Here is a 14,058-nt window from a genome sequence, read left to right on the forward strand (position 1 = left end):
CGCTGTCGCAACGACTTGTTAGGAGTCGCTTGCAGAATTTCCAGCACCCCTCATGCTCTGATGGCGTTCGCGCAGCGCTTGCAGATCCTCGGGCCGGTCGGCGTCCATCAGCACGCCGGGGTCATCGACCCTGATACGCATGCAGGCCTCCGGGTGACGCTGGATCACCGACCGCGCGCCCTCTTCATCCTGCAACTGTGCCAGCTCATCCCAGAAGTTGCGCCCGAATATCACCGGATGCCCAGGCTTGCCCTGATACTCAGGGCGGACGATGCGATCCGCTGCCGCCTGCTCGACCAGCATGGCAAAGGTTTCGGGTTCGATACAGGGCATATCCCCCAGCAGCACGGCCGCCGCCGTTGCCTGCGATCCGTACAGCGCCCTGAATCCGTCCGCGATACTGAAACCCAGGCCCTGATCGGCACGGGGGGAACAGACGACTTGTGTTGCCGACGCCAGCCCCAGTTCTGCAGGGTCGTCATCGCTTCGAATCACCACCCGGACACTATTGAATGCCGCCGCCATGGACTGCACCGTAGCGGCCAGCAGCGTGCAATCTTGCAGCAGCTTTTCCTGCCGTTTGTCGGTGCCGAAACGCCGCGCCCGGCCCGCCGCCATCACCAGCGCCAGCACCCTGTCGCCTGTTTCTGCAACGTTCCGGCCAAGTCGCCCAGCCTGTATCTCGGTATTTTCCGGCATCGTCATTATCTGATCTGAGTTCAGCTGGCCACTATACTCTTATCCTTTTAAATCCCGTGCACTGCGCAAACAATTTCAGGCCGGCAACTTTGACGCACACAAAAATGCCGACCCCGGGGTAGCCCGGGGCCGGCATGGAATCAGTGTGCGACTATTCATCAGGCAGCTAGACGCTGGCGATCATGCGCTCGGGCCGCAGCACCTCGCGAAGCTGCTCCGGCGCCATCAGGCCTTCTTCCTCGACCAGTTCGATCACGCTGCGGCTTTCCTGCAGTGCCCGTTTGGCGATGCGGGTGGCGTTCTCATACCCAAGGTAGGGGTTGAGCGCCGTAACTATACCGATGCTGTTATGCACCATCGAGGCACAGTGGGCTTCATTAGCGCTGATGCCGACAATACATTTTTCCTCGAACATCTGCATGGCGCGCTTGAGCAGGCGCATCTGTTCAAGAATGTTGTAGGCGATCAGCGGCTCCATGGCGTTGAGCTGCAGCTGGCCTGCTTCCGCCGCCATGCAGATGGCGAGATCATGCCCCATGATCTGGTAGGCCACCTGGTTCACGGCCTCCGGAATCACCGGGTTGACCTTGCCTGGCATGATAGAGCTGCCAGGCTGCTGCGCCGGCAGGTTGATCTCGTTGATGCCGGCGCGCGGCCCCATGCTCAGCAGGCGCAGGTCGTTGGCGATCTTGGACAGCTTGAGTGCCAGGCGCTTGAGCATGCTGGAGAACAGCACGAAGGCGCCCATGTCGGAGGATGCCTCGATCAGATCCTCGGACTGGCGCAGAGAAATACCGCTGATGCGCGACAGCTGGGCGATGGCCAGGGTGCCGTAACGCGGATCGGCGTTGATGCCGGTGCCGATGGCGGTCCCGCCCAGATTGACCTCTGTCAGCAGCTCCGACAGCGCGGCGATACGGCTGATATCCTCACCCAGGGTGCTGGCCCAGGCCTTGAATTCCTGCCCCAGGGTCATGGGCACCGCATCCTGCAGCTGGGTGCGGCCCATCTTGATAACGCCTTTGAATTCCTCGGCCTTGGCGCTGAAGGCGCCGCGCAGGGAAACCAGGGAGCCCACCAGGTCACTGTGACTGAGCAGAATCCCCAGGCGCACCGCGGTCGGGTAGGCATCGTTGGTGGACTGGGACAGGTTGACGTCGTTATTGGGGTGCAGTGCCTTGTAGTCGCCCTTTTCCAGCCCCATGAACTCGAGCCCGACATTGGCGATCACCTCGTTGGCATTCATGTTGGTGGAGGTGCCGGCGCCGCCCTGGATCATGTCGACGACGAACTGGTCATGGTATTCGCCGGCAATGATCGCCTGGGTCGCGCTCTGGATGGCGCGGGCCTTGTCCGCATCCAGCGAGCCCAGCTCGGCGTTGGCCTGGGCCGCCGCCTGCTTGACCATGGCCAGCGCCACGATCAGACGCGGAAAATGCTGCAGCGTCACGCCGCTGAGGGCAAAATTGTTGCAGGCACGCAGGGTCTGAATGCCGTAATAGGCCTGCGCCGGCACGGGCAGCTCGCCCAGCAGGTCCTTTTCCAGCCGCACCGCGGCTACGTTCGGGTCCGACATCATTGGGTTCTCGCAAGATTGTGTGAATATAAAGAAAAGACCCGTCCGGAATCTGTATCAGTGCGGCGATTCCGGACGGGTGGCTTGAAAATGGTTAGGCATTAGGCATTAGGCATTAGGCGTGACGATTGTAGGAGCCCGGTCCTCCGGGCGAGCCGGCAGAGGCCGGCAGAATCATTCGCTCGCAGAGCGAGCTCCTACAGGACATATCCTCACGCCCTCACGCCAATCAATACAGCTTTTTCTGTGGGGGACCTGCGAAGTTGAGCGGGCCAACCCGGTGCATGTCCACTTCGATCACGGCGGGGCCGTCGATGGCGATGGCGTCCCTGATGGCAGTGGCGAACTCCTCGACCGAACCCACCTGCCAGCTTGGCATGCCCATGGCGGTGCCGACATCGCGATAGCAGGGCGTATGCAGTTCGTTGTAGTACTGCCGACCGCCGAAGTAGCTGTTCTGGATGCCGCGCATCACGCCGTAGCCACCGTCGTTCATGACGATCAGCACCAGGTCGGTGTTTTCCTGCACCATGGTGGCCATCTCGCCGATGCCGAGCATCAGGCCGCCGTCGCCGACAATGGCCGCAACCTTTTTCCGCGGATTGGCGACGGCGCTGCCGATGGCATGGGCCAGGCCCAGGCCGATGGCGCCGGCCAGTGAGTGGATATTGCGGTTCGCCCCGTTGATCTCGAACAGGCGGCTGCCCCAGGTGCTGCCGGAGATGGTGATGTCACGCACCAGGATGCCATCCTCGGGCAGGGCTTCACGCAGTGCGTTGCAGATGCCGGCATAGTTGCCCACCTGATCGCTCAGCGCTGCCACTGACTGCTCCACCGCCAGGGCGATAGCGCGATCATAGTCCGCATCAACCTTTTCACCGTCGCTCAGGGCATCGGCCAGATACGCCAGCGCGACCCTGGCATCAGCGCAGATAAAACGATCGGCACGGTAGTTACGATTCTGTGCCGCGGCATGTGCATCGATCTGTACCAGCGTCTGGCCCAGCTCCAGCGAGTAGGTCAGGGTTTCGTTGCTGCGCAGACGCGAGCCTGCCACGATAACCAGATCGCTGTCCCTGCACAGATCCTTGAACGACGCGCTGTTGTGAAAAGCCCGCAGGCTGCGCGGATGGCTGTCCGGCAGTATGCCGCGGCCGTGGGTGCTGGACACCACCGGCACACCCTTGTCGGCCAGCGCCTTTACTTGCGCCTCGCAGCCGGCGGCACCGCCACCGATCCACAACAGCGGGCGTTTGGCGGCCTTGAGCTGCACCACCAGGCTTTCCAGCTCGGCGGACGCGGGCACCGGCAGCGCCGCGGGCTCAATCGGGCCCAGGTCCGCCGGCAGTTCGATTTGCGCCGCCTGGACATCAATCGGAATCTCGATGCTCACCGGCCCCATCGGCACGCTGCGGGCGATGCGGATGGCTTCACGCACGATGCCGGCGGCGCTTTCCGGATGGCTGATGCGAAACGCCGCCTTGCTGCTGGCCTTGAGGAAGGTCAGCTGGTCCTTGGCTTCATGGATGAAGCTGGCATCGCGATCCAGATATTCGCGTTCCACCTGGCCGGTGATATGCAGTACGGGGCTGGCGGCATTGCAGGCCTCAATCAGCGAGCCGATGGCGTTGCCGGCACCGGCGCCGGTGCTGGTCAGGGCCACGCCCAGACCTGCGAAACGCGCATGGGCATCGGCCATGGTAACGCAGCCGGCTTCACCGCGGGCCGGCACGAAGGCGATCTGGCCGCGACGGCCGATAGCATCGGCTACCGGCAGGTTGTGGATGGAAATCACGCCATAGACGTTGGCAACGCCGTGGGCTTCGAGGATGCGGGCGACCACTTCGCCGACGGTAATTTTTTCTGCAGACATGGCTGTTTACCTGTTCTTGTAGAGGGGGCGAAGGTGTCAGTTGCACCAGGGATTGGGGTTATCACTGAGGCCAACGTACAAACTCTTCTGTTGCATGTACTCGAGCACGCCGAGTCGTCCCTTTTCGCGGCCCAGACCGCTCTCCTTGAAGCCGCCAAAAGGCGCCGAAATGGAGAACTTCTTGTAAGTGTTGATCCAGATGGTGCCGGCTTCCAGCAAGCGGCCAAAACGCCAGGCGCGGCGGAAATCCTCGCTCCAGATGCCGGCGGCCAGGCCGAATACGCTGTCGTTGGCCTGGGCCAGCAGATCCGCCTCATCGTCGAACTTCAGCACCACCAGTACAGGGCCGAAAATCTCGTCCTGGCAGACGCTGGCTCTATTGCTCAGGCCACTGATGATGGTCGGCGGGTAGTAGCTGCCGCGGGCCAGATCGCCCTCGGTCAGGCGCGCGCCACCGCAGAGGATCTCGCCGCCCTGCGCCTTCGCCTGCTCGACGAAAGCGGCCACGGATTCCAGATGCGCCTCGCTGATCAGCGGGCCCATATGGGTGCCTGGCGCTTCCGGATGTCCGACCCGCAGGTTGCGTGTCAGCTCCAGCAGCCGATCCAGAAAGCGGCCATAAACGCTCGCATGGACAAACAGCCTTGAGCCCGCGATACAGGCCTGGCCGGAGGAGCTGAAGATGCCGTAGGCCACGCCCTTGGCGGCCAGCTCAAGATCCGCATCGTCGAAGACGATGGTCGGCGACTTGCCGCCCAGCTCCAGCGAGGTCGGAATCAGTTTCTCGGCGGCGACATGGGCCAGATGACGCCCGGTGCCGGTGCCGCCGGTAAAGGAGATCTTGCGCACCAGCGGATGGGCCGCCAGGGCTTCACCCACCACCGAGCCGCGACCCGGCAATACACTCAGCAACCCCTTGGGCAGGCCGGCTTCCTCGAACAGCTCGGCCAGCGCCAGCGCCGCCAGCGGTGTGGCATCGGCGGGCTTGAGCACTACCGCATTGCCGCCGGCCAGCGCCGGGGCTATCTTCTGCATCTCGCTGGCAATGGGCGAATTCCAGGGCGTGATGGCGGCAATCACGCCCAGCGGCTCATGCACGCTCAGGGTCATGAACTCGCTCGAGCGCTGGGCCGGCAGCTGTTCATCCAGCGTCTCGCAGGCGGCGGCAAAATAGCGTGCCGTGGCGGCGGCGCTCATGACCAGGCCACGGGTTTCCGCCAGCGGCTTGCCGTTGTCACGGGTCTGCATGGCTGCCAGTTCGTCAACGCGCTGGGTGATCAGATCCGCCACGCGATACAGTACCGCGGCGCGCTCATGGGGCATGCTGTTGCGCCACTGGGGCGCCCGCCAGGCGCGCTCTGCTGCCTGCACGGCCTCTTCCACATCCTCGGCGCTGGCGGTGGCAATCTCGGCATTCAGGCTGCCATCGGCCGGGAAATAGGTCGCACGCACGGGGCCGCGTCCCAGTTTCCACTCACCTGCAATAAAAATAGGCTTGGTCATGTCGATGCTCCTCAGATCAGCAGGGCCGAAGTACTGTGACGACAGGCGCGCACAACACTCAGCGCTGCCAGGGTCGAGGTTTTCGGGTTGCTCTCCAGCGGCAGGCCAGACAGCTCGATTTTCATTTCACCGAAACGGCCACGGGCGCGGATCAGATGCTGGTTGCGCTCGATGCCGGGGTCGGCCATCAGCTCGACCCGGGTGTCGTCCATGCCGACACCGGCCAGGGCGATGGTGGCCGCCACATTGGCATTGGCCGGAAACAGCAGTGCCGCTTCCCGGGCCGTGCCGCGGTAAAACACCCTGGGCTCGGTAATGCTGTCCAGATCGACCAGGGTTTCGGCCGGGCTGCCTTTCCAGCTTTTCGGGCTCTTGCGCGCGCAGTAGACCACCTCGTCCAGGCCACCCTCTTTCGCCGCCGCCAGGCCATCGATACCGGCGATGGCGCCGGCCAGGGCATGGATGTGGGCCTTGCCCGCCACGGCAGCGCTTTGCAGCCGGTCCAGCAACGCGCTGTCGGCAAAGGCGCCGACCGAGATCACGCCCAGGTCCCAGCCCCGGCTCAGCACGGCTTCGGCATGTTCACGGATCGCGCCCTGGCCGGCGCATTCAACCACCAGGTCCGGCGTGCCGTTGCAGGCGTCGATCTCGCTGATCACCTGTACGCCGGCTGCGACCTGCGGGCGGACCTGTTCAACGCTGTCAGCCGGTACCACCAGCCAGTGCAACTTCAGCTCTTCCGGCAGCAGCGCGACCACTTCGCGGGCCATGGCGCCAAAACCGATCATCATCAACTGTTTCATGCAGGCTTTCCTCAAAGATGCCGGTTAAAGCCGCCGGACACATCCAGTGCCGCGCCTGTGGTGAAAGACGCCAGGGGCGATGCCAGGAACACCAGCGCACGGGCCGGCTCCTCGGGCTTGCCCAGGCGTCCCATGGGGATTCCACGCTTGGCCGCGATGGCGGCAATCCAGCTGTCCCAGTCCATCGACTTATCGCCGCGATCTTCAAAGCGACGGCGCCACTGACCCGATTCCACCATGCCCAGCAGAATGGAATTGACGCGAACGCCCTTGCCGGCGAATTCGTGGGCCAGCGAGTGACTCAGGTTCAGCAGCGCGGCCCGCGCCGCCGAGGTGGCGATCATGTGGGGCTCGGGCTGCAGCGCCAGCAGCGAGTTGACATTGGTGATGGAGGCGCAGTCGGAGGCTTCCAGCAGCGGCTGAAAGGCCCGCACCGGATTAATCACGCTGAACAGTTTCAGTTCGGCCTCGGCCAGCCAGTCGGCGTCGGCCGTTTGCGCAAAGGAGCTGACGCGTCCCTGGCCGGCATTGTTGATCAGAAGATCGGCGCCGCCGAAGGCTTCCCGCACCTGGGCCGCGAAGGCATCGACCTGACGACGGTCGAGCACATCGCAGGCGAAGGTCAGTATCTCGCCCTGCTCGAACAGGTCCCGCATCCGGCGCTCGGATTCCGCCAGGCGCTCCGGGTTGCGGCCACACCAGGCGACTTTGGCACCTTCCTCAAGCAGAAGCCGGACGGTTTCCAGTCCGATGCCGGAGGATCCACCGGTCACCACAGCGACCTTGCCGGTTAGATTAAAGCTCATTGTTCGCCTCCAGAAAAAGCGCTCTGGCCCAGACCCTGGGCGCAAGCCAGGCCCTGTGCGTAATCAGCGATGGCCGCGGCGAATGCCTCGGGCGCATCGATATAGCTGGCGTGACCGGCCTGGGGCAGTGCTACATAGCCTGCCTTGTTGCAGCCTACGGCCAGTGCCACCGCCGACGCCGGCGGGGTAATACTGTCTTCGTCGCCGCACAGCACCAGCAGCGGGCGCTGATAGTCCGGCAGGTAGCGCCAGATATCATCGTGCGCCAGCAGCCAGGACGCGGCGCTAAAGCCGGCCATATTCAGCCGTTGCATACCATCGGCCACCAGTGCCACCTTTTCAGCGCTCGCCTTGGGCGACAGCAGCGCCGGTGCGCGCTCCCGCGCCAGGCCCTCGGCCCCCAGGGCTTCGAGCATGGCCGGGCGCTTGCGAAAGATATCCTGCTGCGTGGCGGGGTCCGCCTGACCGTAGCCCTGCGCCGGATCGGCCAGCACCAGGCCCGACAGCCGGTCGCCATGCATACCGGCGAAGGCCGAGGCCTGGAGCGCACCCAGCGAGTGCCCGACCAGCAGCGGCTGCGCCAGCGCCAGCGCATCCACCAGCGCCAGCAGGGCCGCGGCATAGTCCATCGCCGTCGGGGTATCGGTGGCCAGCGCATCGCTGCCGCCGTAGCCCGGTGCATCCCAGGCAATCACCCGGTACTGGGCGCTGAGGGATTCGAGCTGCTGGACCCAGGAGCCGGAACCCGAACTGATACCGTGCAACAGCAGCAGCACAGGCCCGGACCCTGCCTCGCGATACGCCAGGCGACGGCCGTTCACCGTCACCTGTTGCAGCGGGAAGCGATTCAGCTTGTCGATCAGTGCGGACCCGTTCATGCTCAGCCCCGCTTGATCTGGGACAGTGGGTGATCCTGCGGGTAGGTCGGGATCTGCGGTTTGGACGTACCCAGCATCACGCACATCAGGGCGTCTTCCTGGCCCGGGTTGAACAGGCCGCGGTAGATGCCGGGCGGAATCGAGATCAGGTCGCGCTCACGCAACGTGGTCTCGAACCGCTCGCCATTGTGTTCAACGAACAGATTGATGGTGCCGCGCAGCATGAAGAACACTTCCTCGACATCATCATGCACGTGCAGCGGGCCTTCACACTGGGCAGGCAGCATCATGGTCGAAAAGGTGAAATTCTCGGCCTGCACGGCGTTGCTGTCCGCACTGACACCGGTGGCACCGGTGCCCATGTAGCGCATCTGGGCGCGGCGATACTTGGGATCGTAATCGGCCTGAAATTTCAGGGCGTCGAAATCGTAGGTGCGATCGCTAAAGCGGGCAATGCGGCCGCTGAGCCAGTCCCCCAGGGATGTGTCTTGCGGCTTTACCCAACCTTCGAATTTAAGCGTCATGCCCGTATCCTCTCGCTATTTAACGGCAACAGTTACCCCTGCCCGCCCGGTTCAGGGCTGGCGGGACGGAAGTAAAACTCAGTATTTTTTGATGAGTGGCAGCAGTACCAGGGAGCCGACAATGGCAATGACCACCAGGAACATGATGCCGTTATCGAAATCCCCGGTCTGGGTCACGATATAGCCCATAAGCACCGGAGCCGCGGCACCGGCAAAATTGCCAAAGCCGTTGAAGACGCCACCGGCCGTGGCACTGACATTGTCCGGGCTGACCCGGGCCAGCAGGGCAAAGACTGATGCCACACCAAAACCCCAGCTCATGGCACTGATGGACATGGCCAGAATAGTCAGCATCGGACTTTCAACCAGAGGCACCGCGGCCATGGCGATGCCGGCCAGCAGCAGGCCGCCAAAGACCTGGGCGGCACGCTTGCCGGTTTTGTCCGACAGGAAGGCGCCGGCAATTTCACCGAACAGCATGGCGATGAATGGCAGCGACGAGATGGAACCGAACTCTTTCAGGTTGATGCCCTTGGCTTCGATCAGGTAGCTCGGCAGCCAGCCATTAAGGCCCCAGAGGTAGGTTAGCAACGCCGTATTGAACAGGCAGACGGCCCAGAAAGCCCGCGCGCCAAACAGCACCTTGCAGTTGTCGACATGCTGCTGCCAGTCCATCTTCTTCTTGCCGGCGTTGAGCTCGGCGCCGGTTTTAAGTTGCACATCCCGCAGGCCCAGCACCACGACAACCACAACCAGCACCGTCAGCACAGCCATCACGAAGAAGGTCATCTGCCAGCCGTAGTTGGCCAGAACATAGGCGGTAATTGGAAAACCCAGGGCCGCGCCAATCGGCGTACCCAGCAGGAACATGGTCGATGCACGGGCAATCTGATGCGGGCTGTAGCACTGTTTGACGATGGTATAGGCCAGCGCGAACAGCGGACCTTCGGCGACACCCAGCAGCACCCGCAGCACCAGCAACTGCTCATAGCTCTTGACCATTCCCATCAGCGCCATCAGCAGGCCCCAGAGAACAACACAGGCAGTGAGGCATTTTTTGGGATTGACCAGATCGCCGGCCATGCTGAGGAAGATCGACGAGAATCCGTAGGCCAGCAGAAAACTGGTCATCAGCCAGCCCAGCTTGGTCTTGTCATCACCGATGCCCATCACCGCCTGGAAGGTCGGATCGGAAAAGAGCACTGCGATGCTGATCTTGTCGAAAAAGGCCAACACGACGCAAATCATCAGCACGCCGGATATCGACCAGTGTTTCAGATTGGAGCCGGTTGTTGGCATGCTCGCAACGGCCATATCACCTTTCAAAGTTTGCATACTAGTACCTGTTTATTCTTATCGCGTTGTCATGCACAGCCCGGGGGCCTATCTGCGCGCTATCAGCCCATAAGGTTTTAGCGTCATGAGGTTCTGCGCAGGGTCCGCCAGTATCTCGGCCGGCAGCTTCATGCCCGCCTTGATCCAGCGCTTGCCCAGCTTGATCAGTTTCGGGTCATTCACCGCAATCAGCGACTCCAGACGATCCTCGGCATCCAGGCGGATAAAGGACTGCTGATTGTCGCCGCAGACCCGGCGGATATCGGTGCCTTCACCGCTGCCGGCGGCTCCCAGGATCTGGATATTGCACTGATACTGATCTGACCAGAGCCAGGGCACATCCGCATAGGGCCTGTCCTGTCCCAGCAGGGAGAGCGCCGCCGAGATCGCCTGATTCTGAGCGTTGGCCCAGGACTGGATGCAGTACCCCAGCTCCGGATGAATGGCGACATCGCCGGCAGCATAGATATCGGCATCGGACGTCTTGCCGCAGGCATCCACCACCAGCCCGGAGGTGGTATCAAGACCGGCTTCACGCCCCAGCTCAGAGGCGATCTCCGCACCAGCGCCGACCACCACGGCATCAAACAGACCGGCCACTGCGCCAGCGGCGGACACCCGCACAGCGCCATCAGCGGCGCCTGCCAGATCGATGGCGCCGCAACTGAGGCGCACATCGACACCCTGATCGCTGTGCAGCTGATACAGGAAGTCGGACACCTGCGGCGCCACGCTGCGGGCGCACAGCCGCTCGCCGAGCTCAAACACCACCACATCCAGCCCTTGCTTGCGCGCCGTGGCAGCCACTTCCAGGCCGATCCAGCCGCCACCGATAATGGCCAGTCTGCGGCCCGGCAGCAGCTTTGCGCCCAGACGCGCTGCATCAGCGATGGTGCGCACCGTATGGACGCCGTCGATCTCGGCCCAGGCCTTGACCGGCACCCGGGCACGGCTGCCGGTGGTCAGCATCAGCTTGTCGTAGCTCAGCAGTTTGCCGCTGGCCAGGCGCACTTCCTTGCGCGTCCGATCAATCGCCACCGCCGTATCCGGCTTGTGCCACTCGATGTTCATCGCCTCGATGGCCTCGGTGGAAAACAGCTGGGTCGCTGCGGCATCCATCTGCCCGGCCAGCACCTGCTTGGACAGCGGCGGGCGCTCGTAGAACACCGACTCTTCGTTGGAGACCAGTGCCAGCTCACCATCGAATCCGTTCTGGCGCAGTGTATGGGCAGCCCAGGCGCCGGCCTGGCCGGCACCGATGATCAGAATGCGGGAAATGCTGTTGGTCATGGGGTTAACCTCCGGTTACGACCTGGCGACGGGTATTGCCGTCGAGACCACCCTCCACGGCCCACTCGGTGAAGAGTTCCAGGCTGTGTTCGAGGGTACGGGGCTGCCACGCAGCGGTCAGGTAGTCGTCGTTGGTGTAGTACTCAAACGCCCCGCCGAGCGGGCTGTTCACGTACCAGAAATAGGCCGAGGAAATCGGGTGACGCCCGGGGCCTATGAAGGTGGACCACTGCTTGCGGTTCATCGCCATGCCGCCGCCGATCACCTCGTGGATATCACGCACGGTGAAGGCCACATGGTTGAGGCCGGCCGGCTTGTTTGGCACCCGCAGCAGGAAGAGATCGTGGTGATGCCCTTCCACGCTGGCACGCATGAAAACGCCCTTGCCGATATAGCGGTCTGACACCTGGAAGCCCAGTTTCTCGCGGTAGAAAGCCTCTACACCGTCGAGGTCTTCAACAAAGAACACCACATGGCCGATGCCGATCGGCCGAGCCCGGTCGTAGACGGGGCTGGGTGCATCGACGCGGCGGATATCGCCGTGCTGGTTGATGCCAGGCACAATCAGTTCCACCGCTACCTGGGTCGACAACTGAAAACGCAGGCACATGCCGTTGGGGTCCAGACAGCTGACCGAATCCGCATCGCGGGCAAAGCCGGGGACATCGGCCAGGCGCTCGGCCAGGGCATCGAGATCGGATGCCTGCTCGACCGCCCAGACCAGAGTACGCAGCGTCGAACCGTCTTCAAAGGCGGGCGGCAGGCGCGAGTCGTGCTTGTCGTACAGGTAGAGGCGGCTCTGGTTCTGGGTGTGAAACAGAACCGCATCCTGCACATCGCTGATGCCGGGGGCGAGGCCAAAGTCGCTCAGAAACTGGCGGGCCTGTTCGATATCCTCGACGCCGAACCTTAACTCTTCGATACCCTTGATCTTCATAGTCATCTCTCTATTAAGCTGCGTTCGTTGAGGGCGATCAGTTGCAGACAAAGCCGCCATTGACCGGCAACGTCTGACCGGTCACAAAGCCCGCCAGATCCGACAGCAGGTAGAGCACGCTGCCGGTAACATCCTCGGGCACCTGCTCGCGCGCGATGGCACGGCCGTTGATATAGTGTTCGTGACGTTCCCTGGGCACATAGGCCGTCGCCTCCACCAGTGTCAGACCCGGACAGATGGTGTTGACGCAGATGTTCTGCTCGCCCAGCTCCCGCGCCATCGACCGGCTCATGGAAATAACGGCACCCTTGCTGGCGACATAGGCCATCAGCCGCGGTGCGCCCCAGAGCGCGGTATCGGAGGCGATATTGACGATCTTGCCGGCGCCGGACGCCGCCAGGTGCGGCACCATCGCCCGGCTCATCAGCCAGGTACCACGCACATTCACCGTCATCACGCGATCCCAGGTATCGATTTCCAGCTCACACATATCGGGGCCGCCGATACCGGTGGCGATAGCGCCACAATTGACCAGACCATCAACCGCGCCCAGCCGCTGGGCGCAGAACTGCGCCACCGACTCGATGGACGCAGGGTCCGCCAGGTCCAGCCGCACGGCAACCGCATCGAAGCCCTGCTCGGCCAGCGCGCCGGCTTCCTTCTCGACCAGCTCGTCGAGGATATCGGCCATCACCACCCGGGCACCGGCGGCACAGGCCGCCTGGGCGAAATCAAGCCCCAGCCCGCGCGCGGCACCGGTAATCAGCAGACGCTTGCCCTGCAGCAGGTTATGCATCGGCTCCGGCCTCTTTGCAGGGCGCAGCCGCTTCGATCTGCGCCAGCTGCTGCTGGGCCATCTTTTTCATCAGGCGGCGCAGCCGTGACAGGCCCACATCGTGCTGATAAAGGAATTCATGGTTGCGGGCATCCGGTGCCATCTGCTCGAGGATGATCTGATCCTGCACCAGCACATCCCAGTGCAGTTTTTCCAGCCGGTTGCGATACAGGAAACGCCAGGTGTCGCGCTGCCAGCCCTGCACCTGGCGGGCACGCCAGAAGAAGACGCGGGTGTTGTTTGCATCGATCGGAGTCGCCTGACCGACGATCCAGAATTCGCCACCGGGACCGAACTTCTGCTGATAGGGGATCGACAGACGCAGCCAGAAAGTACCGCTGTCGCCGAACTCGACCCAGTCGAAGTTGACGCCGCTCTGGCCGACCTTTTCGAACCTGAAGCCGTGCTCGGTATCAACCACGCGCATATCGGCGCTGCGCTCGCCCTCGGCCATGGAGTGGGAGCTGCCGTGCAGGTAGCTGCCGTGCATCGGGTCCATCACATTGTCGACGGCATAGCGATGGTTGCAGGCCCAGTCGGCGGTGCAGAGGAAGCTGCTCCAGTTGTCGCTTTCGAGCTGTTCGGGCAATACCAGGTCATCCGGCACACTGCTGGCATCGAGACCGAACCAGACAAAGACAGCGCCATGCTTTTCAATCACCGGGTAGGAGCGCACGCATTTGGTGCCGCTCATGGGGCAGTTACTGATGGCCGGCACATCGGCCACTTCGCCATCACCCCTGACCTCAACACCGTGGTACCAGCAGGCCACACGATCGCCCAGGTTCCAGCCCAGGGACAGGCGCGCGCCGCGGTGCGGGCAGCGGTCTTCCAGTGCATGCACCTGACCATCGCGGTCACGCCACAGCACTATATTGTCACCCAGGCGGGTAATGCCCACCGGGCTGGTGGCCACTTCCCAGCTGGCCACCACGGGATACCAGCGGTTGCGCAGCCCAAGGTCCAGATAGCTTTCGATCGATTGCTTGTCGTTCATGG

General features: G+C 63.1%; 13 protein-coding genes. All 13 read right to left on the reverse strand.

Features of this window, described 5'->3' with window-relative positions; translation table 11 throughout:
* Positions 1 to 18: 18 nt before the first annotated feature.
* The 13 genes from MRS74_RS08880 to MRS74_RS08940 all read right to left on the reverse strand — a co-directional run bounded on the left by MRS74_RS08880 (position 19) and on the right by MRS74_RS08940 (position 14,056).
* The gene (locus tag MRS74_RS08880; RefSeq protein ID WP_254579923.1) at positions 19 to 705 is read right to left on the reverse strand and encodes a nucleotidyltransferase family protein; all 687 of its coding nucleotides are present in this window, start codon (positions 703 to 705) and stop codon (positions 19 to 21) included.
* Between the two features lie 160 nt (positions 706 to 865).
* The gene (locus MRS74_RS08885; RefSeq protein ID WP_254579924.1) at positions 866 to 2,275 is read right to left on the reverse strand and encodes an aspartate ammonia-lyase; all 1,410 of its coding nucleotides are present in this window, start codon (positions 2,273 to 2,275) and stop codon (positions 866 to 868) included.
* Between the two features lie 229 nt (positions 2,276 to 2,504).
* Positions 2,505 to 4,148, reverse strand: coding sequence for a thiamine pyrophosphate-binding protein (locus MRS74_RS08890; protein WP_254579925.1), 1,644 nt, complete (start codon positions 4,146 to 4,148; stop codon positions 2,505 to 2,507).
* 36 nt (positions 4,149 to 4,184) lie between these two features.
* Entirely contained in the window at positions 4,185 to 5,651 is a 1,467-nt protein-coding gene (locus MRS74_RS08895) for an aldehyde dehydrogenase (RefSeq protein WP_254579926.1), read from the reverse strand.
* An 11-nt stretch (positions 5,652 to 5,662) separates the two neighbouring features.
* Positions 5,663 to 6,454: an aspartate dehydrogenase gene (locus MRS74_RS08900; protein ID WP_254579927.1), complete on the reverse strand. Its 792-nt coding sequence runs from the start codon at positions 6,452 to 6,454 to the stop codon at positions 5,663 to 5,665.
* A gap of 11 nt (positions 6,455 to 6,465) precedes the next feature.
* The gene (locus tag MRS74_RS08905) at positions 6,466 to 7,260 is read right to left on the reverse strand and encodes an SDR family oxidoreductase (protein WP_254579928.1); all 795 of its coding nucleotides are present in this window, start codon (positions 7,258 to 7,260) and stop codon (positions 6,466 to 6,468) included.
* On the reverse strand, positions 7,257 to 8,138 hold the full coding sequence (locus MRS74_RS08910) for an alpha/beta fold hydrolase (protein ID WP_254579929.1): 882 nt from the start codon (positions 8,136 to 8,138) through the stop codon (positions 7,257 to 7,259). Before MRS74_RS08910 ends, MRS74_RS08905 begins: the two co-directional genes overlap by 4 nt.
* Positions 8,139 to 8,140: 2 nt before the next feature.
* Positions 8,141 to 8,662 carry a cupin domain-containing protein gene (locus MRS74_RS08915; RefSeq protein WP_254579930.1) on the reverse strand — a complete coding sequence of 174 codons (522 nt, stop codon included), beginning with the start codon at positions 8,660 to 8,662 and terminating at the stop codon, positions 8,141 to 8,143.
* A gap of 78 nt (positions 8,663 to 8,740) precedes the next feature.
* The gene (locus tag MRS74_RS08920; RefSeq protein ID WP_254579931.1) at positions 8,741 to 9,997 is read right to left on the reverse strand and encodes an MFS transporter; all 1,257 of its coding nucleotides are present in this window, start codon (positions 9,995 to 9,997) and stop codon (positions 8,741 to 8,743) included.
* A 48-nt stretch (positions 9,998 to 10,045) separates the two neighbouring features.
* Entirely contained in the window at positions 10,046 to 11,287 is a 1,242-nt protein-coding gene (locus MRS74_RS08925; protein WP_254579932.1) for an NAD(P)/FAD-dependent oxidoreductase, read from the reverse strand.
* A 4-nt stretch (positions 11,288 to 11,291) separates the two neighbouring features.
* Entirely contained in the window at positions 11,292 to 12,224 is a 933-nt protein-coding gene (locus MRS74_RS08930; protein ID WP_254579933.1) for a VOC family protein, read from the reverse strand.
* A gap of 37 nt (positions 12,225 to 12,261) precedes the next feature.
* Complete coding sequence (locus tag MRS74_RS08935; protein WP_254579934.1) at positions 12,262 to 13,020, reverse strand: SDR family oxidoreductase; 759 nt, start codon at positions 13,018 to 13,020, stop codon at positions 12,262 to 12,264.
* A complete protein-coding gene (locus MRS74_RS08940) occupies positions 13,013 to 14,056 on the reverse strand; it encodes an aromatic ring-hydroxylating dioxygenase subunit alpha (RefSeq protein WP_254579935.1) in 1,044 nt (347 codons plus the stop codon). The genes MRS74_RS08935 and MRS74_RS08940 overlap by 8 nt, the downstream gene beginning before the upstream one ends.
* Positions 14,057 to 14,058: the final 2 nt, after the last annotated feature.

This window comes from Marinobacterium sedimentorum (assembly GCF_024267675.1).
Taxonomy (GTDB): Bacteria; Pseudomonadota; Gammaproteobacteria; order Pseudomonadales; family Balneatricaceae; genus Marinobacterium_A; species Marinobacterium_A sedimentorum.